This window comes from Pseudomonas sp. LBUM1663 (assembly GCF_059695905.1).
Genome location: NZ_CP166792.1, coordinates 2,562,142 through 2,584,997, shown reverse-complemented (window position 1 = coordinate 2,584,997; position 22,856 = coordinate 2,562,142). Strand labels below are relative to the sequence as shown.

Below are 22,856 nucleotides of genomic sequence, written 5' to 3'. Positions count from 1 at the left end.
GCTGATTGCCCGTTAATCACTGTCAACTTGAACAGGACAGTATTTCAATTTCCACCTACTTATTGCACCAGCCAGTAACCATTAACCTTCTCCTCACTCGGACGAATCAACGTCCCCACAGGAGATTTCATCATGCTGACCCTTCGCAAAGCCTCGGATCGCGGCGCCGCCAATCACGGTTGGTTGAAGTCGTTCCATACCTTTTCCTTCGCCAATTACCGCAACCCGAAAGAGCAGGGTTTTTCCGACCTGCTGGTGATCAACGATGACCGTGTGGCGGCCGGTAAAGGCTTCGGCCAGCACCCGCACCGCGACATGGAGATTTTCTCCTACGTGCTCGAAGGTGCGCTGGAGCACAAGGACACCCTGGGCACCGGTTCGGTGATCCGCCCCGGTGACGTGCAATTGATGAGCGCCGGCAGTGGCGTGGCGCACAGCGAGTACAACCATTCGGCCACGCGGCCGGTGCACTTTCTGCAAATCTGGATCGTGCCGGAAGTCAGCGGCGCCAAACCGCGTTATCAGCAAGAGCACTTCAGCACCCAGAAAAAACGCGGGCGCCTGCAACTGATCATCTCTCCCGACGGTGCCAAGGGTTCGCTGAAGTTGCGTCAGGATGCTCGGGTGTATGCCGCGCTGATCGACGGCAAGGAAAGCGCCACCCTGGAACTGGCCGCCAACCGCTACGCCTATGTGCACGTGGCCCGTGGCAGCGTCGAACTTAATGGTGTGCAGTTGCAGGAAGGCGATGGCGTGCGGGTTCGTGAGGAGCAGGTGCTCGCGTTGAGCAACGGTGTGGATGCTGAAGTGCTGGTGTTCGATTTGCGCCCGCAAGAACTGCCGGAAATGCCATGACCTTGAATGACCTGGGGGCCTTTGCCCTCAGGCTTTACCCGCCAATCACATCATCTGTGGCGAGGGAGCTTGCTCCCGTTGGACTGCGAAGCAGTCCCCTTCTCTTTAGGTAGGTAGGGGGCCGCTCCGCAGCCCAGCGGGAGCAAGCCCCCTCGCCACAGGGGTTGTGTTGGTTCTTCGATTAGCGGCGACTTATTCGCCAGTACCAGAAAACACCGCGACAATTTCATCAATCACCGCACGGACCCGGGCGGTATGCCGCAAGTCCGCGTGAGTCACCAGCCAGACGTCATACGGCACCGGTCGGGTGCGCTCCGGCCACAGTCTGACCAGTCCGTCCCTCTCCCCCATGTACACCGGAATTTCCCCGACCCCGAGCCCCGCCGCGATGGATCGGCGCACCAGCAAACTGGAACTCAGACTCGCCACAATCCGCCCACGTCCCAGCGGTTCCGAAACCAGCGTCATGTCTTTGTTGCCCTGCAGATACGGCTGATACACCACCAGATCATGCCCCTCGAACGCCGATCCCGGCGCCGGCACGCCATGGGCGTCCACATACTCCTTAGAAGCAAACAAGCCCACCGGCCAGCGTGCGATGCGACGGGCGATCAGGTCCGGGTTGTCCGGCCGGGTGTTGCGCACGGCGATGTCGGCTTCGCGTTTGGCCAGGCTGAGAATCTGCGTGGAAGCGTCCAGTTGCACGCGCACGTCGGGGTGCTGTTCATGCAAGTGGGCAATGGCCGGGATCAGAAAATCGATGGCCAGGGAATCGGTGGTGCTGACCCGCACCAGCCCGGTCAGTCGATCGTCGAGCCCTTGAATCCGGCGCTCCAGTTCCAACGCTGAATGCTCCATTTTTTCCACGGCCGTCAGCGCCGCCTCCCCCACCGCTGTCAGCGCATAGCCTTCAGAGGTGCGCAGAAACAGCGTTGCACTCAACGACTTCTCCAGCGCCGCGATCCGTCGGCCGACCGTGGCCTGATCAACCCCCAGCACCCGCGCCGCGCCCCGGAGCGTCGACGCTCGGCACACCGCCAGAAACACCCGTGCGTCATCCCAATTCATACGGCTCTCTCGTTGATGCAGATTTGCATCACCATAGCGCAAACTCGCTGCGTTATTACATCGACCGATCGGGATAGTCTGGAGGCCAGCGTAAAATCCTCTCAGGACCTTTCCCATGCACACCACATCGACCACACCGCGCAGCGCGATCTGGCTGCCGATCTTCGCCGGCCTCGCCGCCAGCCTGGTCAGCATCGGCCTGGCGCGGTTTGCCTATACGCCGCTGATTCCCTCATTGATCCAGGCGCACTGGTTTTCCGCCAGCGACGTGGTGTACCTCGGCGCCGCCAACCTCGTGGGTTACTTGATCGGTGCGCTGATCGGCCGGCCACTGGCCAACCGCACGTCGAATAAAACCGCGTTGCGCCTGATGATGCTGGCCGTGACCTTGTCGTTTTTTGCGTGTGGTTTTCCGTTGTCGGTGAGCTGGTTCTTCGGCTGGCGACTGCTGTCGGGGGTTGCCGGTGGCGCGATCATGGTGTTGGTGGCCGCAACGGTGTTGCCCCATGTGCCGGCGTCCCGCAGAGGTCTCGCCAGCGGTGCGATTTTCCTGGGCATCGGCCTGGGCATCGCCGGCTCGGGAACGATTGTGCCGCCGCTGCTAAGCCTTGGCTTGCAGCAAACCTGGTTTGGCCTGGGTCTTCTTTCACTGCTTCTGACGGCCACGAGTTGGTTCGGCTGGCCAAAAGAGGCGCATCATCAAGCCGTTGCGGTATCGATCGAGAAAACCACCACGCCAACCGACCCAGGGGTTTACCTGTTGTTCGCCCAATACGCTTTCATGGCCGCCGGGCTGGTGCCGGCCATGGTGTTCCTGGTGGATTACGTGGCCCGCGGTCTCGGCGCCGGGCCGCACATCGGCGCGCTGATCTGGGTGATGTATGGACTGGGCGCGATCATCGGGCCGGTGAGTTACGGTTTTCTGGCCGATCAACTGGGTGCGAAATTGAGCATCCGGTTGGTGCTGGTGGTGCAGGCGATTGCCGTCGGCCTGCTGTCGATTTCCAGCTCGTTCACGGCGCTGGCCGTGTTGGCCGTGATCCTCGGTTCGTTCCCGCCGGGCATCGTTCCACTGGCGCTGGCGCGAGTGCACGAACTGCTGCCGAACCATCAACAGCAGCAGATTGCCTGGAGCCGCGCGACGGTTTCATTCGCCACCTTCCAGGCAATTGCAGGGTTTGCGTATTCGGCGCTGTTCAATGCCAGCGGCGGTCAGCATGGGTTGTTGTTTGGGATTGCAGCGGGCGCGATTGTGGTTGCGCTTTTGCTGGAGCAGGCCATGCGTTTACTGAACAAATCCCCTGTGGGAGCGAGCTTGCTCGCGAAGACGTAGGCAGATCCAACATCAATGTGACTGACACACCGCTATCGCGAGCAAGCTCGCTCCCACAGGGATCGGTGGTTTGGAATGAATCATTGGTTCACTTATGCGATCCCATTTACAGAAGACTTTCTCGACAGGACTCCGACATGACATTGCCCCACACCATGACCCTGATTGAAATCACCGAGCCCGGCGGCCCCGAGGTGTTGAAGCCGCGCCAGGAACCGATACCCACGGCCGGCGCGGGCGAAGTGCTGATTCGTGTGCACGCCGCCGGGGTCAACCGCCCCGATGTGATTCAACGTGCCGGCAAGTACCCGATGAAACCCGGCATGAGCCCGATTCCCGGACTGGAAGTGGCCGGTGAAGTGGTAGCCGTCGGCACCGGCGTCAGCGAATTCATCGTCGGCGACAACGTCTGTGCGCTGACCAATGGCGGCGGTTACGCGCAATATTGCGTCGCACCGGCCAGCCAGACGCTGCCGATTCCTGAGGGCTTGGATTGGGTGCATGCAGCGGCCGTCCCGGAAACCTTCTTCACGGTGTGGGCCAATCTGTTCGACATTGGCGGCGCCAGCAAAGGCCAGCGCGCGTTGATTCACGGCGGCACCAGCGGCATCGGCACCACGGCGCTGATGCTCTGCCGCGAGTTCGGCGTCAAGGCCTTCGCCACGGCGGGCAGTGAGGAAAAGTGCGCGGCGATTCGCAAACTGGGCGCCGAGGCGATCAACTACCGCGATCAGGATTTCGTCCAGGTCATCCAGGAAAAAACCGCCGGCAAAGGCGTCAATGTGATCCTCGACATCATGGGCGGCTCGTACCTGAATCAGAACATCGCGGCACTGGGCATGGAGGGGCGCCTGGTGATGCTGGGTTTCCTCGGCGGTGCCCGTGCCAACGATGTCGACCTGATGGCGATCATGGGCAAACGCGCGATGATCACCGGCTCGCTGATGCGCTCACGCACCCGTGAAGAAAAAGCCTCGATCGCCGAACAACTGCGCGAGTACGTATGGCCGGTACTCGCTGCCGGGCGTTGCCTGCCGATGATCGACAAGGTTTACCCGTACACCGAGGCCGCGCAGGCCCATGCGCGGATGGAAGCCGGCGATCACATCGGCAAGATTGTGTTGCGCATGGACTGATCCCCTGTGGGAGCAAGCCAGCTGGCTCCCACAGGTCGAAAAGATTCCTGTCCGCACCACGCGTCTGTTAAAAACCGAGCTTCAGTTTTTTTCGGCGAACCACACAAATGCCCGCTCCCCTTCTCACTCGCCTGCGCCGTCGCTGGCTGCCGCTGCTGTGCATGGCCGCGCTGGTCGTCGGCTTGCCCGTGGGTTGCGGCGTCCTCAAATACAAAGAGCGCGAACTGCTGTTCCGCATCGAGCCGGGCACCGCCGGCTGGTATCGCGGTTTGCCGAAGGACGTTCAGGAATTCGATATCAAGCCGGCCAGCTTCAAGGGCGGGCAAAACCTGCATGCCTGGTGGTGGCCGGCCGCGCGTCGTGATGCGCCGTCGATCCTGTATCTGCATGGGGTGCGCTGGAACCTGACCGGCCAGGCGTTTCGCATCGAGCAGTTGCGGGCGATGGGTTATTCGGTGCTGGCCATCGATTACCGCGGCTTCGGCCAGAGCAAGGGGGATCTGCCGTCGGAAGCCAGTGTCTACGAGGACGCCCGCGTCGCCTGGGAGCGCTTCAAGGCGATGCAACCGGACGCCAACAAGCGCCTGATCTACGGCCATTCCCTGGGCGGCGCGGTGGCCATCGACCTCGCGGCAGACCTGGCGGCGCAGGCGAAAATGGACCACAGCGCGATACCGGTGCGCGGTCTGGTGATCGAATCCACCTTCACCTCACTGGGTGATGCGGTGGCTGCGGTGGCCGAAAACAACCTGCCCGTCACCTGGCTGCCGGTGCGCTGGCTGCTGTCGCAGAAATTCGATTCCATCGACAAGATTGTCGACATCGACATGCCGCTGCTGGTGGTCCATGGCCAGGCCGACGCGTTCATGCCCTCGCGCTTCAGCGAGCAATTGTTCAATGCCGCCAGCGAACCCAAACGCCTGTTACTGGTGCCCGGCGGTACGCACAACAACAGCATGAGCCTGGGTGGCAGCCAATACCGCCAGGCGCTCGAAAGTTTGATGAAGTCCAAACCACCGCAAATTGCTGGGCCTAGCGGTAACCCCGGGCTTGCAGGTTGAACAACTGCGCATAACGCCCGCCCGCCGCCACCAGACTGTCGTGATCGCCACGCTCAAGGATCGCGCCCTGATCCAGCACAATGATGTGGTCCGCGTTGCGCACGCTGGAAAACCGGTGGGAAATCAGCAACGTCATGCGGCCTTCGGTGTGCTCGCTGAAATGCTCGAACACCGCCGCTTCCGCCGCCGGGTCGAGTGCCGAGGTCGGCTCGTCCAGAATCAGGATGTCGGCGTTGCGGCGCATGTAAGCGCGAGATAAGGCGATCTTCTGCCACTGCCCCCCGGATAACTCCTGGCCACCGGCAAACCAGCGGCCCAATTGCGTGGCGTAACCTCGATCCAGCCCCTCGATAAACGGCGCTGCCATGCCTTCGGTGGCCGCTTCTTTCCAGCGTTGTTCATCGTTGAACGCCAGCGTATCGCCGACGCCGATGTTCTCGCCGACGGAGAACTGGTAACGAATGTAATCCTGAAAGATCACGCCAATGCGCCGGCGCAGCGCGTCTTCTTCCCACGCCTGCAAATCGCTGCCGTCGAGCAAGATGCGCCCGTGATCGGGGCGATACAGACGGGTCAGCAACTTGATCAGCGTGGTCTTGCCCGAACCGTTCTCCCCGACCAGCGCCAGGCTGCGCCCCGGCACCAGGTGCAAGTCAATGCCCTCCAGCGCAGCGCGACTCGCACCCGGATAACGAAAACCAACGTTCTCGAATCGCAAACCATCGCCGGGCACCGCCCCCACCGTGAGATGCCCGGCATCGGCCACCACCGGTTCGGCGAGGTATTCGTAGAGGCTCGACAGGTACAAACCATCCTCATAGAGACCGCTGATGGCACTCAAACTGCTGCTCACCGCCGTCTGCCCCTGCTTGAACAGCACCAGGTACATGGTCATCTGCCCGAGGCTGATTTGGCCGTGGACGGTATCGACCACCACCCACGCATAGGCCAGATAAAAAGCGCCAGTGCCGAGCAACCCCAGCACAAATCCCCAGCCATCGCGGCGCAAGGTCAGCCGCCGATCCTCGGCATACAGGCGAGCAAACGTCTCGCGATAACGCTTCAACAGCAACGGCGCGAAGCCGAACAGCTTGACCTCTTTGATGTAGCCCTCGTGGGAGAGCAGCGTCTCGATGTAGTTCTGCTGCCGACTCTCCGGCGCCCGCCGCGTGAACAGCCTGAACGCATCCCCGGAAAAATGCGCCTCGGCGAAAAACACCGGCAACGCACCCACCACCAGCAACACCAGCGCCCACGGCGAAAAATGCACCAGCAACACGCCGAAGCTGATCAACACAATCAGGTTCTGGATCAACCCCAACGACTTCATCACCAACGCCAAGGGCCGCGTCGAAGCTTCACGCCGCACCCGCACCAACTTGTCGTAGAACTCGGAATTCTCGAACTGCACCAGCGACAACGTCTGGGCCTTCTCCAGAATCATCGTGTTGACCTTCTGCCCCAACTGCACCCGCAACAACGACTGCTGAACCGACAGTGCCCGCTGCGTCCCGGACAGCAACGCGAGCACGCCAGCCTCGAACAACACGTAACGCACCACCGGCCACAACGGCGCACTGCCCTGCTGCGCGTGCAATTGCATGGCCGCGACGACCGCATCGACAATACGTTGGCCCAGCCACGCGGCCAGAGCCGGGAGGACACCGGCGATCAGGGTGGCCAGGACCAGGCCGAGAAACAGACCGCGAGAGGTGCCCCAGACCAGGAGCAAGGCGCGTCTGGCCTGATCAAGCAATGAGGTGAAACGGGAAAGTGCCGCAGGCATGGATTGATGAACTCGGCAAAAGAAGGTCGCTAATCACGACAATGTCGTCATGGTACTTCAGCTGGACAACTGGGCAGGTAAGAAACCCTGTGGCGAGGGAGCTTGCTCCCGCTGGGCTGCGCAGCAGCCCCAAAAAAGGCACTGCTGCACACCCAACATCAGTTACCCACTCACCCCAGCAAACCGTACCTACCTGGGCAAATCAATCTTATCCAACACCCGGTTCGCCGTGATCTCCGCAATCATGATGCTGTTGGAAATACCCAACAGCGCATAACGTGACTCACCCTCCAGATGATCCACCAATTGATGAACCATCACGTCGACCGAGGCCAGAGTCTCGACCAGGTAAACCGCCAGGGTTTCGGCCGTAGCCTCCGGGTCGACGGAAAACAGCGTGCTACGTGTTCGCGGGGTGGCTTTGATGTCGGCATTCGACGGGAAGTGGAAATCGAGGGCGCGCTCGGCGGCCTCGTTGAGTTTCTTAGAATCAGGTTCGTAGGGGGAAATCGGATCGGTGTCCGGCGGATTGGGTGTGACTTTGAACATGGCAAAACTCCTAGAGAAATGGAGCTGCCACCATTCGCTGCGAAACGACAAAGAGGTGGCAACTGTACGCGGGTTCGCAGACCAGGACTCTAGGAACCCGGCAGACCCGAAGGTCTCCCACGCACAGCCGCCATGACATGAATGACAGACGATGAATCGTCTGCTCACGAGCGGTAGACGTTGTGCGTCTAGAGTTTACCCGGGCTGCGAAACCCGATCACTGAAGGGCAGTGACGGGAATCAAGTTACCGAGCGCCCCCAAGGCGCACAAGCCGGCGGATTCTGGCGTAGCCGTAGGCAACGGCGCAAGGATTTGTAGCTTTCAGGAAGTATCTTCAAAGATGTTTAAACAACCCCCCTTTCATGATTAAACAGCCGCACATGATTGCCCAAAAAGTGCCCGCTCAAAACGCTCACTGAGAGTCCTGAAACCGCCCCCGATACCGCCCCGGACTCTCCCCCGTCCACTTCTTGAACGCCCGATGAAACGCGCTCGGTTCCTGAAAACCCAGCTGTTCAGCAATATCACTGATACTCGCCCGACTCTCACGCAACTGCTCAAACGCCACCCCGCGCCGCACTTCGTCCTTGATCTCCTGATACGAACACCCTTCCCGCTCCAGTTTGCGGCGGAAGGTGCTGGGGCTCAGGTGTTGTTCCAGGGCGAACGCCTGCAAGGTTGGCCATTGGCTGTAATGGCTGTTGCGCAGGCGCTGATGGACCTGCGACGCCAGGCCGTGCTGGTTGCGGAAGCGGATCACCAGCCATTGCGGCGCCGTGCGCAGGAATACTTTCAGTGAGGCCAGATCCTGGACCACCGGCAGGCGCAGGTAGTGGCTGGCGAATTCGATTTCGGTGCGTTCGGCGCCGAAGGTCAGGTTGGGGCCCCAGAGCAATCGGTCGTCGCTGAGGGAAACGCGCTCATGGCGAAAATCCGCGCGGTCGATGGGGATGCGTCGCCCGCCGAGCCAGCACAGCAGGCTGATCATCAACACCAGGAACGTCTCTTCACCGAATCGGCTGGCGTCTTCGTTTTGCGCGTGGGTGTCGAGGCTGATGATGGCGCGTTTGCCGCGCACGGTCAGGGTGCCGCGAAAGTCGCGCAGGAACAGCGCGAAGTTGGCCAGGCACTGGCGCATGGCTTTGTGCAGGTCGGGTTCCTGGATCAAGGCGCGGCAGATCAGCGCGAAGCTGCCGGGCGGCATGCCGTGGGAGTCGAGGCGGAAGAATTCGTCATTCAGTTCGCGGATCTGAATCAGCCATAGCGCAGCAAACGCGCTCGCCGGCACGCGTGCGGTCGGCTGCTCGATCAATACCGGGTCGATGCCCGCCTCTTCCAGCGCAGCTCGCGAACGCTGCGGATTGTGCCCTTGCCCATGGATCATTGCCTGCACGAAGTAGGCCGCCACCGAGTCCTTTTCCCGCATTTGAACGCTTCACTCCCCATCGCCCGACTGGCAAAAAACACCAGCACCGTTGAACAGTTGCGGCATAGGACAACCGCCCTGCCGGTTCTAGACTCGCGGCCAATAGTACGCCTTCGGCCGTTGCGGCGGCCAAGGTATCGCAGGGTTTGATCGGAAGGACGGAACATGAATCTGCAAAAAATCGGCGTGATCGGCGCAGGCACCATGGGCAACGGCATTGCGCAAGTCTGTGCCCTGGCCGGCTTCAACGTGACCTTGATCGACATCTCCGAGAGCGCGCTGCAAAAAGCCCTGGCCACCGTTGGCAAAAACCTCGACCGGCAGATCGCCAAGGAAACCCTGACCGAAGCGCAAAAGCTCGATGCCCTCGCCAGGATCCACACCAGCACCGATTACAGTAGCCTGCAGAACGTGCAGATGGTGATCGAAGCGGCCACCGAAAACCTCGACCTGAAACTGCGCGTGCTGCAACAGATTGCCGCGCAGGTCAACGCCGAGTGCGTGATTGCCTCCAATACCTCGTCGCTGTCGATTACTCAACTCGCCGCCAGCGTTAGCCAGCCTGAACGTTTCATCGGCCTGCACTTCTTCAACCCGGTGCCGGTGATGGGCCTGATCGAAGTGATCCGCGGCCTGCAAACCAGCGACGCGACACACGCCCTGGCGCTGGACATGGCCACCACCCTCGGCAAAACCGCGATCACCGCTGGCAACCGCCCGGGCTTCGTGGTCAACCGGATTCTGGTGCCGATGATGAACGAAGCGATTCTGGTGTTCCAGGAAGGCCTGGCCAGCGCCGACGACATCGACGCCGGCATGCGTCTGGGCTGCAATCAGCCGATCGGCCCGCTGGCGTTGGCCGACCTGATCGGTCTGGACACCGTGCTGGCGATTCTCGAAGCGTTCTACGACGGCTTCAACGACAGCAAATATCGCCCCGCTCCGCTGCTCAAGGAAATGGTCGCCGCCGGCTACCTGGGACGCAAGACAGGACGTGGCTTCCATGCCTATGCCTGAGCGTTGCTCGCGCTTCGCCGAGTACCGGGACATCGTGCTGGAGTTGTTCGCCAGCAAGGGGTTCGGGCAGGTCGGCATGCGTGAGCTGGCAACGTGCCTGGGGCTGTCCCCGGGCTCGTTGTATCACCATTACCCGAGCAAGCAGCACTTGCTGCTCGACCTGATCGAGGAGTTCTACGAAGAACTGCTGTCGACCCTTGGGCGCATCGATCAAAAGACCTCGGCGAAACGCGACAAACTGCTCAACCTGATCCGCGCGCATTTGAATCTGCACCGGGAAATGCCGTGGCATTTTCGCCTGGCGGAGCGCGACAGCGGCTGCCTGAACGCCGAGCAACAAGCGCGTGTTCGCCAGTTGCGCGAGCAATACGAACGCAAGTTGCTGAAGATGCTCGGCGCCCCGTCCCGTCTCGGCGAGCAGGGTTTGAAGGCCGCCGGACACGCCATCGCCAACTTGCTCAACAGCGCACCCGGCTGGCTGGCGCAACATCCACTGGATGAAGCGCTGCGCGATGAGCTGCTGGAAAACCTGGTGATCGGCGCCGTTGAACGCTTGCTGCGCCCGTCGCCCGCCACGCGGGCGGTGGCCTGAGTTGTCAAGCAATAAGCCCCGCCCCTCCCATAAAAAAAACGTCTAAACAAACCCGGCACGACCCCACGTCTAACGCTTTGCTACTTGGAGTCCATTCATAGACCAATGTGGGTCTCCAGTCCCACTGGTTACCGGGAGCAAAAAATGAAAATCAATCCCTACCTCATCTTCAACGGCGACTGCAAAGCCGCCTTCACTTTCTATGAGCAAGCCCTGCAAGGCCAGATCGAAATGATGATGACCTTCGGCGAAAGCCCGGCGCGCGAGCACTTTCCGGCGGACCTGCATAACCTGATTATTCACACCCGCTTGTCGGTGGGCGATCAGGCGATCATGGGTTCGGACACCACACCGGATCGCCCCACGGACGACATGAGCGGTTGTTCGGTCTCGCTGAACGTCGACAGCATTGCCGAAGCGGAGCGTGTGTTCGGTGCGTTATCAGAAGACGGCAACGTGCAAATGCCACTGGAAAAGACTTTCTGGGCGGCACGCTTCGGGATGCTGGTGGACCGGTTCGGTGTGTCGTGGATGGTGAACTGCGAAAAGGATCAGTGACCTTTCAGGTGTAAAAAAGGCCGACTTGAAAGGGTTGGGCTTTGTGGAAACTCCCGGACCGTCTGCTACCGTCAACAAGCGACCCCGCTTAGCAACGGTCCTGCCGGAGGAAATCCACCATGCCTGCTCATGACGCGTCCTGGTCCACCCGTTTCAAACTGTCGCTGCTGGCTGGAGGGCTCGCCGCCAGCCTGCTCGCGCTGAGTGGTTGCGCTACTGTTGATGCGCAGACCACCGCGTATGTGGGCGTCGAGCATCCTGCGCCGACGCTGGCAAGCGAAGTCGTCGTGCTACGCACCGAACCGCTGCGTCCGCACATCCGATTGGGTGAAGTGCTGATCGATGCGAGTGTCGATCCGGCCCCACCTATTACCGACGTGGAACAAAAACTCCGGGAAGAAGCCGCCAAGCTCGGCGGCGACGCCGTGGTGGTGGTGTATGACCACATCCAAGCGGTGGGTGCCTATGTCAACGGGCCGCTGTGGGCTCGCGATGTACAAACCATCGAGGGCCGCAAACTCAAAGGAATTGTCATCAAATACAAGTAATACCTACCTCCCAGATGACAATGGAGACTGAACTTGAATGACGTGGTCGTTGCCCTGATCGTGTTCGCTTGCCTGTTCGGCACCGCCTTGCTCGGCTCTTACGTGCGGGAGCGATTACCCAGTCAACACCTGAGCGATGACTCCGTCGCCGTCGTAAAGCTCGCCACCGGCCTGATCGCAACCATGTCGGCGCTCGTTCTGGGTCTGCTCGTCTCGTCCGCCAAAAGTACTTTCGACACGGCCAACGCCGAACTGGAGGGCGCTGCGGCCGAAGTCGTTCAGTTTGATCGGGTGCTGGCCCGCTATGGACCGGACACCCAAGAGATCCGCACTCGTCTTAAGCACAATTACGCTGAAGTCGTGCAAATGCTTGCCTCGCGCAACCGAACTCAATTGGAAAAACTCGACGCCCCCGAAGCGATAGCCCGCTCTGAGGCGCTGCAACGCCAAGTGGAAGCACTCTCTCCCACGACCGACAGCCAGCGTACACTCAAGGCGTCCGCCTTGCAGATCATGAATACTGTGTTCGCAGCACGCTGGCTGACCCTGCTTCAGTCCAATCAATCGATCCCGCCTGTCATGCTGGTTATTCTGACGTCATGGCTGGCGATAATCTTCGGATCATTCGGATTGTTCTCACCGCGCAATGGCACGATTGTGGTGGTGTTGCTGTTATGTGCGCTGTCGACCGCTGCGACGATTCTGCTGGTTGAAGAGCTGAATCGACCATTGGACGGGTTTATCAGTGTGTCGCTTGATCCGATGTGGCATACGCTGAATCGACTCGGACAATAAGCAGGTGCGGCGCTGGAAGAGAACCTTCACACTCGAATCTCGGCCCACAGCCTTGCGCTTTGCCTTCGATGGTCACCTGACGTTCAGTTCAATCGCTGGCTGTTTCATCTTCATTCTTACGCGTAATGCCTAACCCTTCACGCAAACCACCTGCCGCAAGGTGTGCACCACCTCCACCAGTTCGCGCTGGGCGTGCATGACGTGGTCGATGTCTTTATAGGCCATCGGGATCTCATCAATGACCGCCGCATCCTTGCGGCACTCGACATGGGCAGTGGCGCGGACCTGATCTTCGACGGTGAACAGGCTTTTCGCTTGGGTACGGCTCATGACGCGACCGGCGCCGTGGCTGCAGGAGCAGAACGATTGCTCGTTGCCGAGCCCGCGGACGATGAAACTTTTCGCCCCCATCGATCCCGGAATGATCCCCAACTCGCCCTTCTGCGCCGACACCGCGCCCTTGCGGGTGACCAGAATATCCTGACCAAAGTGCCGCTCTTTCTGCACGTAGTTGTGGTGACAGTTCACCGCTTCCAAAGCGACTTCGAACGGCTTGCTGATCACTTTGCGTGTGGCCTGAATCACCGCGTGCATCATCAACGCACGGTTCTGTCTGGCGAAATCCTGAGCCCAGCCGACGGCTTCGACGTAATCATCAAAATGCCGGCTGCCTTCCTCGAAGTAGGCCAGGTCACGGTCCGGCAGGTTGGCGAGGTGTTGACGCATGTCGGCCTGAGCCAGTTGAATGAACAAGTTACCGATGGCGTTGCCGACCCCGCGTGAACCGCTGTGCAGCATGAACCAGACCCGGTTGGTTTCATCCAGGCACACCTCGATGAAGTGGTTACCGCTGCCCAGCGTGCCCAAATGTCCGCGATTGTTGGTGTTGGCGAGTTTCGGGTATTTATCGGTGATCGCCTTGAACCGTGGGTTCAGCGCCGCCCAGGCCTGATCGGCCTGCTTGGGGACGCTGTCCCAGGCGCCTTTGTCCCGCATGCCACGACCAACGGTGCGGCCATGTGGCACCGCTTTTTCGATTGCGCAGCGCAATCCATGCAGGTGATCCGGCAAGTCAGTGGCGGTCAGCGACGTGCGCGCGGCGATCATGCCGCAGCCAATGTCCACGCCGACAGCGGCGGGAATGATCGCACCCACCGTCGGAATCACACTGCCGATGGTAGAGCCCTTGCCCAAATGCACGTCAGGCATCACCGCCAGGTGTTTGAAGATGAACGGCATCTTCGCGGTGTTGATCAATTGCTGCCTGGCTTCGTTTTCTACCGGGACGCCTTCGGTCCAGAGCTTGATCGGTTTGCCGTGGGCGACTTCCAGTAGTTGGTAGGTAGGTGCTTGCATGTTTTCGAACAAGTGGCGCTTGGGCCCCTCGAATTCCTCGGTTATTTCCTGGTTTCCATCAGCTTGTCAGCGAGCGCTTCGGCCCGCTTGATCAACAGGTTCTGCCTGGGCTCCTTTTGATGAAAGAAGCACCGCTATCTTACGCCCGAAGAGCCCCACCCAAGTATCTGAAGGCCAAGCAACACACCAAAGATTTCTCCATGTAGGAAATTTCATCTAACAATTTTCGGGCAGTTTTCATACTGGGCTCGGTTATAAACGCGGGGATCACCTCAAGCCGTTATTAATCTCCGACTACTTCAAGAGAGTGACTACTGTGCTGAAAAACTCCGGATCGAACGCAGGCAAAAGCCCCATGCCCAACGTCCCGTCTCCAGCAAGTCCCAACACGCCGCCCGCGGGACAAATACGCAGGAGCAGTAAGATTTTTCCCCCGATCGAAAGCGCCCAGGCGTATTCATCAAGCACATTAGTCCCGTCCCCTCGCGCAGCGCCCGTTATTACCCCAAAACCTGTGCCGTTTTCAGTCCCCAGGACCTGTTCCGAGTGTGGGACCTATCACCAAGGCCCCTGCACGACTCCTCGAGCCAGTGAAGCACCTTCGCAAAAACCGGCTTCGGCGCTGGAAATGTATGAACGACACCAGGCGAACTATCACCCACAGGACCGAATTCAGCCGTTCGAAATCATGCAATCGGTGACGGATGACAACCTGAAGTTTGGTGACAAGAAGGCAACCGACGCCGAGCTTTTGAAAGTGGCGGACAAGAAGTTCACCCTCCGCCACTACACCACGTCAAAAGACGGCCCCCCACCGTTCAACACTGTTTCTTCGAACTTTGAACTGGTGTACCGCAACATCAAAACATTGCAAAGAACCCAGGGCAGCAACACCAACCAGGATGATTGGGTGCGCCTGGGTAATACAGCGTTTACCTTCTTTCTCTTGGCAATCGACGGCGAGGTAGCGAACCGAAAGTTTCTCGCAGGGGCAACGCATTACGCGGAAATTGATCCGGAAAACCCGGAACAAATGACGGCGGCAGGTCTGGACAATGCGGAGTTTTTCGCCTCCCCGGACTTGCTGCACATCAAGGATCTGTCGAGTGCCAAAGCGGTTAAAGGCCCGTTGAAAGACCTCAAGGCGCTGATGGTTGCAAGCTCCGGTCTAAAGCCCATCAGCTTGGGTCGTACACCTGCCCAAGGCCTGCTCAAAGCTATCGACGATCAGTTCGCCGGCACTTTGGAAGTGAAACTGCCGGGTTCGGTAATCGTTGCTCAATGGCACAGGGTTTAGAGGGAATTCAACACCAGGGGAACGTTCTGTATTGCTGTTTCCTTGTCGCCAGATCATCGTCAGCAGGCATCACGCGGCCAATGGGGGGCGATGACGGGGCACAAGATCGACAGGGTTCTACGCGTGAAGCCCCCAGAATCAGCTACCCGCACTGCCGTGCGCTTCTTCAAAGAAGTAATCCTTCCAGCTGGCGGCCTTGTTTTTCAGCACGCCCAGTTCCTGGAGTTTTTCGGCATAGATAAAGGTGCGCTGCGGCACGACGGTGAAGTCGATTTCAGGGTCAGCGACGATTTTCTCAACCAGTGGGAGGGGCAATTTCGATTGCTCCACGCGGATATAGGTCTGGGCGGCGGCCGGCTTATCGGCCTTGATGATTTGCTCGGCCTCAGCCAACGCCGCGTAGAACGCCTTGTAGGTTTTCGGGTTTTCGTCGTGGAATTTTTCGGTGGTGTACAACACGTTAAACGTGGCCTGACCACCCAGTACGTCGTAGGAACTCAGCACCTTGTGCACGTTGGGGTTCTGCAGTTCCTGGTACTGGAACGGCGGGCTGGAAAAATGTGAGTTGATCTCCGAGCCGCCGGCAATCAGCGCTGACGTCGCGTCCGGGTGGGCGAGGCTGATCGAGATGTCGTCAAACTTTTTGTAGTGTTCAGCGCCGAACTGCTTGGCCGTCTCGATCTGCAACGTGCGTGACTGGAAACCTACCCCCGCCGCCGGCACCGCGATGCGATCTTTTTCAGTGAAGTCTTTGAGGCTCTTCACGTTTGGATTATTGGTCAGCAGGTAATTGGGCATCGACCCGAGCGATGCGATGGCCTTGACGTTCTGCTTGCCCTTGGTCCGGTCCCAGATGGTCAGCATCGGCGGCACGCCGGCCGACACCACATCCAGCGCGCCGGCCAGCAGCGCCTCGTTCATCGCCGTGGCACCGGAGATGCTGTTCCAGTCGACCTTGATGTCGAGCCCCTGCTCCTTGCCATGTTTCTCGATGAGTTGCTGATCGCGCACCACATCGAGGATCAGGTAACCGATACCAAATTGCTGGGCAATGCTGATGTTGCCTTCGGCCTGAACGCCGGGGCTGAGTAACGCACTCACCGCCGCCACAGAGGCGGCCAACAGGGTCAATGCGGAGCGCTTGAAGGGAGTCGCCATGAAAACCTCAACGTGATGGGAAGAACCATGGCAGCACCGGGCCGCCGACAAAAAAAAAACGGCCGAGGCCGCTAATAACTCAAGACGCAGATCCTGTGGGAGCGTGGTTTGCCCGCGAAGAACGATGACGCGTAATACCTGAAAAACCGCGGTGCATTCTTCGCGGGCAAGCCACGCTCCCACAGGTTTTTCGTCGCTCGTGACTTACCGGTATTAGCCGAGGCCGCAGATGTTGAATGTCGAACCAGCTTTTCAGAGCTTGGCGATGGACACCTCGGTGGATTTGACGAAGGCAATCACCTCGCTGCCCACTTTCAATTCAAGGTCGCGCACTGAACGGGTGGTAATCACCGAGGTGACAATGCCGGAGGCGGTTTGCACGTCGATTTCGGAAACCACTTCGCCCTGCACGATTTCCTTGATTACACCTTTGAATTGATTGCGGACGTTGATCGCTTTGATGGTCATGTTGAGGCTTCCTGTCTGGTGTCGGACACATCCGCATGGATGCGCAGGCCTTCAAGGTGCACCAGCCACACCTACAACAAAAGGAATATATAATTATCTATTTATACCGATATGGAATATGAAGATCTGCATCCAGATGGCTGTAGGATCAGGTCAACACGCCACCGCAATAAGAACCAAAAAGAATTAATAAATACAAAATAAGTATTTATAGCTATATGAATACCCGCGTACTCTCAGGTCATCCCGTCATTCATCACCACAGTGAAGTGCCCCATGAATCCGACTGACAACCTCATCGACTTCGCCAGCTACCGTAAACGCAAACAGGCTCAGCAACGGGCTCGGGCCATGTGGGAGATGTACGCACGCAATGCCGGTCTTCAGGCTTTCCAATGGGTTCAGGCATGCCAATCGACCGAGACACGTCAGGCTGAATGCGAACGAACCCTCGCGCTTTCTGGCGAGCGCGGACGAACCTGTACTGGATCTGAATAACCTTGAGCATCTGGAGGAAGACCCCATCTGCGAGCGGGTCGCGCAGAACCTGCAACGTCTGCGGAGCAAGCGTCATCTGTCCCTCGACGCCCTGGCCCGGCAATGCGGCGTGAGCCGGGCCATGCTCGCTCAGATCGAATCAGGACGCAGCGTGCCCTCGATCAAGGTGCTGTGCAAAATCGCCAAGGGCCTGAAGGTTTCGGTGGCCGCGTTTCTTGAGCATCGGGCTTTCGAAGGGGTGGCAGTGCTGTCGGCCAGCCAGAGCAAACGCCTGGTCAGTGCCAGCGGCGCGTTTGTCAGCCGCGCGTTGTTCCCGTTCGACGTGGCGCGCCAATCGGAGTTTTACGAACTGCGCCTGAGCCCTTTGGGTGAGGACGTCTCCGAGGGGCATGGCCCTGGCGTTCAGGAAAACCTGGTGGTGTCTCAAGGTGTGCTGGAAATCAGCGTCAACGACGAGCGTTACCTGCTCTCCACCGGTGATTCGATTCTGTTTTATGCCGACCAGCCCCACCGCTATCGCAACCCTGCCGACAGTGAAGCGGTGGCGTACCTGGTGGTGACTTACCCGGAACGCCTGGACTGACAAACACCGAGCCTGGCTCCTACGAAAAGCAAAAGCACATGAAAAAGCCCGGCTAATTCGCATTAGCCGGGCTTTTTCAATGGCGATGGATCAGCAGGTGCAGCACATCAGCGGCATGCCATTGCAGCTCATCATCATCGGCATGCTGCAGTCGTTCATCATCTTCATCATCAGAGCGCAGCAGTTTTTCATCATGTCCATGTTCATGCCGGCCATCGGCATGATTTTGCACATCATGCAGTCAGCCATCAGGGTGCATTCCATCACGCACTTCATCGATGGCATCGGCATGCCCATCATTGGCATCGGCATCATCATGTTCATCATCGGCATGGCCATGGCCGACTGAGACATGCACATCATGCTCATGTTGCCGCAATGCATCATCATCGGCATGCCGCAGTTCATCATCATCTGCATCATTTCAACGCTGTTCTTGAACATCGCCATGTCCATGCCCGCGGCCGGCATCATCTTGCACATCATGCCGTCGTCCATCATCTCGCAGCTCATGGTCGCCATCATCATCGGCATGCCCATCATCGGCATCATCGGCATGTTGGCGTTCATCGGCATTTGCATCTGCATGGCGTTCATCATGGTGTGGCTCCCTGAAGGATTGATAGTTGGACAAAGCTGATGGAGCGGATTCTAAGCAATGGCCAACGCACAACAAGATGACGATCAAACAGCTGGAAACAACGCTGGAGCAACCTTAACGGGGCGAACAGAACGCCGGCATCTGCCACAACGAGCTTTCAGCTTTGATGACAGATACCTTGAGAGTCATAGCGCGTTTTGTCCGGTTATGGATATGCGCTCGAAGCCTATATAAATAACCGAAAGAAATAATCGTTCTAAACAGCGCCGGGTCATTTTCAATAAGGGATCGATAACTCCACCCAGAGGTTATCTGGCGCATAACTCAGGCCGACCGGGTGACTCGGATCCGTCGGTGAATCACTGAAGGCCTTGAGTTCGACGGCCGGTTGACCATCACCTGAAACAACCCGCTGTTTCGTCCTCTGTTGCAAGGCACTCAGCAGATCCGGATAGGGCATTTTCCAGTCTTTGCCTTTCGCAATATCAGCGTCCACCGGGATCATCGCCACCAATCGGGGATCGTGCATTTTCTCCAGCCCTGCCGCACGAGCGGTGGCGTTGTGGCTGCAGTGATGACCGACTTTGTAGAGCGTGACGCGGGCGAGGATGTCATCGCGCGTCAGCGGCGCAGGCTCGCCTGTCACCGCCTCTTTGGGATAGGTCTGATCGCCCCAGGACAGCCAGTTACCCACTTGGGCATCGCCGGGGAAGAGCAGGATCTGTCCGTCCGGCAGTTCGAACGCCAGCACCAGACTCGTGTTGTTAGTGTCCGAATCCATCTTCAAGGCCAGGGTCTCCGCCCCATCCAGCCATTCGTCTTCGATGCAACGCCATTGGTTGTCGGCGCTGAAATAGCGTTGTTCGATGCTGGCCGAATCTTCACCCTCCCCGATATGGGTCTCGGAATCGCTCTGCGCCTTTGCGCACACACGCTGATAAGGCGGGGCAAACGGGATATCGGCAGCGGGTGGAACCACGCCGTTGAGCCGTTGAGTCCGCTCCTCCAAGGCCATGGCTTCGTCCAGGCTGGTCATGTAGACCTCTTTACCCGCCCCCCTGCTCGGCAAGTCCTTGCGCAAACGCGCTTCGGAGCGCGGCGGCCCCATGACATACGCCTTTAGCGTTTCGAGGGCGGCAGGTCGCACAACATCTCCGGGGTCCAGATAGCGGGTCGCTTTCGATCCGGCCTTGGCCTTGAGCTTTTCGAGGGTCGTGCGCTTGTCCTTATCGGCCGCAGCGGCAAGCGGCTCGATGAACGCCGACAGGCCATGCACCGTCTTGATTCGCGCATCCTCGTGCAGTGCCGTACCGCTCCCACTCAGGCCCACGACACTGGCCAACGCCACTTTCGCCTTTTTGAAGCGGGCATGCAGCGCAACTGCCTGGGCATCATTCAGGTTCTCGGTCCAGGCCAGCCAGAGTTCACCGATGCGGAAGTCATCACCCAAAAAACGCGCTTGCTCATAGAGGAACCCGGACAGGTGATCATGATGTTCGTGGGTCACCACTACCAGGTCCAGCGAACCGCCGGTGGTCTTGTGAATGTCGTCGACGATGCGTGCCATTTTCAGCTTGCCGTCCTTCGCCCCTTGAAGCACGCCGCAGTCGATCAAAATATGGCGAGATGTCTCGGCTTCCGAATAACGAAGCAGAAAGCAGTCGCCGAGAATTCCGCGGTACATGCGAATCGCTACCTTGCCTTGCAAATCAGCCTGGGTCATGGCGTCACACTCCACGGTGGGTCATGGCAAAGGGATTATCGTCCGGGCTCGGCTGTCGATACGTCAGGGCAAGGCCGTCATTGCCGGTTTGAAGGAAGCGTCGCTGGTCGTCCAGTCGCTCATCGTCATTGATGCGCTTACGTATGACGTAGCGCAGGCTGCCATCACGCAGGTCTATGATCAGTGTCGCGCCACCCCGAAAAGTGAAGTCATACGGGCTATGACCTTTCTCCCGGGGCGCTTGCAGATCTTCCTGGCGTTGTTGCTCGACATCGAAATAGCCGCGACGACGCTGAGTAATCTCGACCACCAGTTGCCGAAGATCCTGCCCGTCCGGCCCTGCCCTGCGACACGTTCGGACCGAGTGCACTTCCACGGCGGGTTGAACACCATCCCCTCCCATGAACAATGCACCTTGCATTCTTGTTGCGTCCGGTTGGGCCGCGAAGTAAATCCCTAATGCCTTCTCCCATTCTGCGTCGTGCGCTGACTCTGCCATCAGCCAGTTCCATACAACCTGTCGATTGTGCTCTGACTGCAGATATGCCTTGCCCCGCAGGTACTGTGGCGTGAGATCGAGCGATCCCCCCAACCAGTTGCGTGACGGTTTCGGGGACGCTTCGAAGTCGAGAAGGTCGTCGGCTGTCAGTTGAAGCTCGTCTGTTTGATACCTCTTCAGCGATTCCCAAAGCAAGCTGTCCGGCGCCAGCGACAGGCACTTGTCCGGAAAAATGCCGCGCCGGCGAAAGGCCTGGATCACTGCCAGGCGATAGTGCATGGGGTCATCCGGCACAAGGTCGTTATCGGCCGTGACGATCGCCCGCAAAAACTCACCAAAGTGCACATCCACCGGCGGCAAATAGTCCAGTGCCCGAATGCACATGCGCAGCACATGATCGGCAGACTTCACGGCTTCGCGGGTCAGGCGTGCGATCAGTTCTGTCGACAGGTTTGCCGTCGACGCCTTGTCATGCCCTGCCAGCCGGAAAAGATCGGTCGTGCGTTGTTCGTAAATGGTGATAAAAGCGTCGAAAACAGCGGCGACCAATATCGCGCCGCGCTCATGAGGTTCGCTCAAACGCGAAAGTCGTGTCGGGTCCGGCAAACCGTCCTGGCCTTTCTCGTCGATGGCTTCGCGCAATGCCGAATAACGACCCGAAGCCTCACCGAACTGGCGAGCCAGACCACTCAACCAGGACCGCTCACTCAAGTTGCCCCGGCGCGCCGCCAACTGACTGGAGACCACTTCGGGCAAGGTGAAATGCATCAATAGCGCGACAATATCGGCAAAGGCTTCATGAAACGCCAAACTGTCGACGCTGGTCGACTCGACGTAACGACGATGCAATCCATCCAGAATGGCGTGGGTTGTTTCATGGGCAACAATATCGTGGGACAGCGCCGTGAATATCCAGCCGCCCGGCAAGTTCACCCCGGCGTCACTCAGCGAAGCCTTGAAGTAACCGAACAACAACGCCTTTTTCGCCGGACTGTAATAGGCGTTGGCCTCGCGCAGTGCGTGGGGATAAATACGTAACCTGCGTACATAGACGTGGGTCGGTCTGTTGCGCTCATCTTCGACAACGCGGGGTGACCAGAACACCTTGCGGCCCAGCGCCCGCTCGAACACTTTGATGGTTTTCATCGCAACGGCGAAGACCATCTGCTGATGGAAACGCGGGTCACCCTCGGAAGGCGCGACACCGTCCTGAGCCAACAAATACGGGTTGTTCAAATCCACCGGTTTGTAGAACTGGCCACTGGTTGGATCAACGTCGATGACTTCCAGATACTCGTTCACCGGCCCCGGCAACAGATCGGCTTCCCAGCGTTGTTCCCAAGGTAATTCGATGGTCGCGTGGTTGACCCCTACCGTTTCCATTTGAGTCGAGGCTTGCGGGTCGAATGCATAGACCCGCAGTTTGCGCATAGGCGGTGGTGGGTAGTCGGACTTATCCATTGCGGATCTCCTTGTCTGACGAACTGGCGTTAGAGCGATAACTCGACCCCAATCCATGGGCCGCCCTGGTGGCATAAGGTCTAGTTGGTGGGAGGCGCCGGGTCAAGTTGAGGTTTTTTTGTCCGCGACAACCATTCGTCGTATATCAAAACCCGGCGCGTAATCGGCGGCCCTGTCTGGCTTAGGGATTGCACAAGCCGGTCTTGGCAGCCCCAGAACGACGTAATTCTGACGCGGCGCCATCTAATTAACGCTTGGTCAGTCCCCCCGGAGATGTAACGTGTCAACTCTCAATGAAATCGCAGCGAACCACGCGAGAAAAATGGCTATGGCAAAGGCAGAAGAGTCGACCGGGCTGAATGAGCGACATCTTCAAATCGTCGGTAGCGTTGAAATTCGCACCAGTGATGAACAACCGCACGTCCCGCTGCACTTCATCGCCGTGGCGCAGGACACCCACCTCGCTCAGGCGGCTGGTTACTAATGT

22 protein-coding genes are annotated in these 22,856 nt (G+C 58.9%); 12 read left to right on the top strand and 10 right to left on the bottom strand.

What is annotated here, in order from left to right:
* The first annotated feature begins 132 nt into the window (after positions 1-132).
* The gene (locus ACA075_RS11825) at positions 133-855 is read left to right on the top strand and encodes a pirin family protein (protein ID WP_497298619.1); all 723 of its coding nucleotides are present in this window, start codon (positions 133-135) and stop codon (positions 853-855) included.
* Positions 856-1,047: 192 nt separating this feature from the next.
* On the opposite strand, the gene ACA075_RS11820 is transcribed toward ACA075_RS11825, so the two are convergent.
* Entirely contained in the window at positions 1,048-1,923 is an 876-nt protein-coding gene (locus ACA075_RS11820; protein ID WP_497298618.1) for a LysR family transcriptional regulator, read from the bottom strand.
* 115 nt (positions 1,924-2,038) lie between these two features.
* Between ACA075_RS11820 and ACA075_RS11815 the strand changes: the two genes are divergently transcribed.
* The 3 genes from ACA075_RS11815 (at position 2,039) to ACA075_RS11805 (ending at position 5,453) form a co-directional block, all read left to right on the top strand.
* Positions 2,039-3,256, top strand: a complete 1,218-nt coding sequence (locus ACA075_RS11815; protein ID WP_497298617.1) for a YbfB/YjiJ family MFS transporter — start codon at positions 2,039-2,041, stop codon at positions 3,254-3,256.
* A gap of 137 nt (positions 3,257-3,393) precedes the next feature.
* Complete coding sequence (locus ACA075_RS11810) at positions 3,394-4,392, top strand: NAD(P)H-quinone oxidoreductase (RefSeq protein WP_497298616.1); 999 nt, start codon at positions 3,394-3,396, stop codon at positions 4,390-4,392.
* A 107-nt stretch (positions 4,393-4,499) separates the two neighbouring features.
* Entirely contained in the window at positions 4,500-5,453 is a 954-nt protein-coding gene (locus ACA075_RS11805) for an alpha/beta hydrolase (RefSeq protein WP_497298615.1), read from the top strand.
* Here ACA075_RS11805 and ACA075_RS11800 read toward each other — a convergent pair.
* The 3 genes from ACA075_RS11800 to ACA075_RS11790 form a co-directional block, all read right to left on the bottom strand.
* Positions 5,425-7,239 (bottom strand): ABC transporter ATP-binding protein, encoded by a 1,815-nt coding sequence (locus ACA075_RS11800; RefSeq protein WP_497298614.1) that lies wholly within the window; start codon positions 7,237-7,239, stop codon positions 5,425-5,427. The genes ACA075_RS11805 and ACA075_RS11800 overlap by 29 nt on opposite strands.
* Before the next feature lie 189 nt (positions 7,240-7,428).
* Positions 7,429-7,788, bottom strand: a complete 360-nt coding sequence (locus tag ACA075_RS11795) for a DUF6124 family protein (protein ID WP_497298613.1) — start codon at positions 7,786-7,788, stop codon at positions 7,429-7,431.
* Positions 7,789-8,201: 413 nt separating this feature from the next.
* Positions 8,202-9,215 carry an AraC family transcriptional regulator gene (locus ACA075_RS11790; RefSeq protein ID WP_497298612.1) on the bottom strand — a complete coding sequence of 338 codons (1,014 nt, stop codon included), beginning with the start codon at positions 9,213-9,215 and terminating at the stop codon, positions 8,202-8,204.
* 165 nt (positions 9,216-9,380) lie between these two features.
* On the opposite strand from ACA075_RS11790, the gene ACA075_RS11785 reads away from it, so the two are divergent.
* The 5 genes from ACA075_RS11785 (at position 9,381) to ACA075_RS11765 (ending at position 12,725) form a co-directional block, all read left to right on the top strand.
* Positions 9,381-10,232: a 3-hydroxybutyryl-CoA dehydrogenase gene (locus ACA075_RS11785; protein WP_497298611.1), complete on the top strand. Its 852-nt coding sequence runs from the start codon at positions 9,381-9,383 to the stop codon at positions 10,230-10,232.
* Entirely contained in the window at positions 10,219-10,824 is a 606-nt protein-coding gene (locus ACA075_RS11780) for a TetR/AcrR family transcriptional regulator (protein ID WP_497298610.1), read from the top strand. Before ACA075_RS11785 ends, ACA075_RS11780 begins: the two co-directional genes overlap by 14 nt.
* Positions 10,825-10,968: 144 nt before the next feature.
* Positions 10,969-11,382 carry a VOC family protein gene (locus tag ACA075_RS11775; protein WP_497298609.1) on the top strand — a complete coding sequence of 138 codons (414 nt, stop codon included), beginning with the start codon at positions 10,969-10,971 and terminating at the stop codon, positions 11,380-11,382.
* A 119-nt stretch (positions 11,383-11,501) separates the two neighbouring features.
* A complete protein-coding gene (locus tag ACA075_RS11770; protein ID WP_497298608.1) occupies positions 11,502-11,930 on the top strand; it encodes a YajG family lipoprotein in 429 nt (142 codons plus the stop codon).
* Positions 11,931-11,972: 42 nt separating this feature from the next.
* On the top strand, positions 11,973-12,725 hold the full coding sequence (locus ACA075_RS11765) for a bestrophin-like domain (protein ID WP_497299239.1): 753 nt from the start codon (positions 11,973-11,975) through the stop codon (positions 12,723-12,725).
* 129 nt (positions 12,726-12,854) lie between these two features.
* Here the strand turns inward: ACA075_RS11765 and ACA075_RS11760 are convergent, their stop codons facing one another.
* The gene (locus tag ACA075_RS11760; RefSeq protein ID WP_497298607.1) at positions 12,855-14,081 is read right to left on the bottom strand and encodes an RtcB family protein; all 1,227 of its coding nucleotides are present in this window, start codon (positions 14,079-14,081) and stop codon (positions 12,855-12,857) included.
* 628 nt (positions 14,082-14,709) lie between these two features.
* Between ACA075_RS11760 and ACA075_RS11755 the strand changes: the two genes are divergently transcribed.
* Positions 14,710-15,378 (top strand): hypothetical protein, encoded by a 669-nt coding sequence (locus tag ACA075_RS11755; protein WP_497298605.1) that lies wholly within the window; start codon positions 14,710-14,712, stop codon positions 15,376-15,378.
* 138 nt (positions 15,379-15,516) lie between these two features.
* Here the strand turns inward: ACA075_RS11755 and ACA075_RS11750 are convergent, their stop codons facing one another.
* Together ACA075_RS11750 and ACA075_RS11745 are read right to left on the bottom strand one after the other, a co-directional pair.
* Entirely contained in the window at positions 15,517-16,536 is a 1,020-nt protein-coding gene (locus tag ACA075_RS11750; protein WP_497298603.1) for an ABC transporter substrate-binding protein, read from the bottom strand.
* A 252-nt stretch (positions 16,537-16,788) separates the two neighbouring features.
* Positions 16,789-17,004, bottom strand: coding sequence for a TOBE domain-containing protein (locus ACA075_RS11745; protein ID WP_027921432.1), 216 nt, complete (start codon positions 17,002-17,004; stop codon positions 16,789-16,791).
* 433 nt (positions 17,005-17,437) lie between these two features.
* Between ACA075_RS11745 and ACA075_RS11740 the strand changes: the two genes are divergently transcribed.
* Entirely contained in the window at positions 17,438-18,085 is a 648-nt protein-coding gene (locus tag ACA075_RS11740; protein ID WP_257605284.1) for a helix-turn-helix domain-containing protein, read from the top strand.
* 90 nt (positions 18,086-18,175) lie between these two features.
* Here the strand turns inward: ACA075_RS11740 and ACA075_RS11735 are convergent, their stop codons facing one another.
* The 3 genes from ACA075_RS11735 to ACA075_RS11725 form a co-directional block, all read right to left on the bottom strand.
* Positions 18,176-18,685, bottom strand: a complete 510-nt coding sequence (locus ACA075_RS11735; protein ID WP_497298602.1) for a hypothetical protein — start codon at positions 18,683-18,685, stop codon at positions 18,176-18,178.
* Positions 18,686-18,963: 278 nt separating this feature from the next.
* Positions 18,964-20,409: a ComEC/Rec2 family competence protein gene (locus ACA075_RS11730; protein ID WP_497298601.1), complete on the bottom strand. Its 1,446-nt coding sequence runs from the start codon at positions 20,407-20,409 to the stop codon at positions 18,964-18,966.
* A 4-nt stretch (positions 20,410-20,413) separates the two neighbouring features.
* Entirely contained in the window at positions 20,414-22,369 is a 1,956-nt protein-coding gene (locus ACA075_RS11725; RefSeq protein WP_497298600.1) for a hypothetical protein, read from the bottom strand.
* Between the two features lie 280 nt (positions 22,370-22,649).
* Here ACA075_RS11725 and ACA075_RS11720 point away from each other — a divergent pair, with 280 nt between their 5' ends.
* The gene (locus ACA075_RS11720) at positions 22,650-22,853 is read left to right on the top strand and encodes a hypothetical protein (protein ID WP_497298599.1); all 204 of its coding nucleotides are present in this window, start codon (positions 22,650-22,652) and stop codon (positions 22,851-22,853) included.
* The last annotated feature ends 3 nt before the right edge of the window (positions 22,854-22,856 follow it).